General features: G+C 59.3%; 1 pseudogene. It reads right to left on the bottom strand.

Annotation, left to right across the window (positions count from 1 at the left end):
• Positions 1 to 1,005: pseudogene (locus AC1DT2_RS24410) on the bottom strand (beta strand repeat-containing protein); the annotation flags it as partial.

Here is a 1,005-nt window from a genome sequence, read left to right as displayed (position 1 = left end):
GACCAGAACGTCCCTGTAGACAGATGTGGTGGTGATATCGGTGATATTGAAGTTGACCGCTCCAGCATCCGTGGCCGTGTACGTGAGGTACGCACTCTGGCTTGGGAAGACGGTCTGYAGTCCCACCACTGGGCCATCAAGGATGAGGTTCGCCTCGACACCTGAGGAAGCTGCGGCTTGTACAGATAGCCCATATGCAGTCGAGCTGGGATTRACGAACACCTTGTAAGTGCCGGTCGCTGGAAGGCCTGTGAGGTTCTGCGTGCTCCAACTACCAGTCGAGAATGAGGTGTAGACCGTGCCATCAGGCTGGTAGATGGTGTAACCAGCACCCTGCCCCGCCGGCGTCGTGGTCTGCCCGGTGAAATTAAGGGCGATCGTTTCGCCTGCCACACCATCGAACGTCATCCAGCCGCTTTGCGCCTGTTTGGTCAGCTGCAGCGTCGCCACACCGTTGTCCCGGGGAATCTTCGGACCGACGACGTCGCGGGTGACGTGACCAGCAAAACCCATCACCGCCCCAGTTTCCGATGTCACGACCAGGCTATACGTACCCGGCTTGGTGTCGCCAATGTGGAACGAACACAGCGTTGCCGTGTAGCACCAGCTGCTGGCCACATACTGGCCAAGCGGGTCGTATATCTGCACCAGAACATCGTTATAGGCGGAGTCCGTCGTGATATCAGTGATGCCAAGCCCGAGGTTCTCGCCGCCTGCGGAATCGAACGTCACGTAGACCGCCTGGCTCGGCGTTGYCGTGGCGAAGCTTTGCGATGGTCCCTCAATGGCCAGCACCCCATGAACGCCCGAGGTGATGCTGGCCTGAACCGTCATGCCGTATACGGTCGAGCTAGGATTAACGAACACCTTGTAAGTGCCGGTCGCTGGAAGGCCTGTGAGGTTCTGCGTGCTCCAACTACCAGTCGAGAATGAGGTGTAGACCGTGCCATCAGGCTGGTAGATGGTGTAACCAGCACCCTGCCCCGCCGGCGTCGTGGTCTGCCC

The organism is Luteibacter sp. P4_E6, from assembly GCF_056401535.1.
Note: the sequence above shows the minus strand (reverse complement) of the source record. Positions and strands in the feature narration are given on the sequence as shown.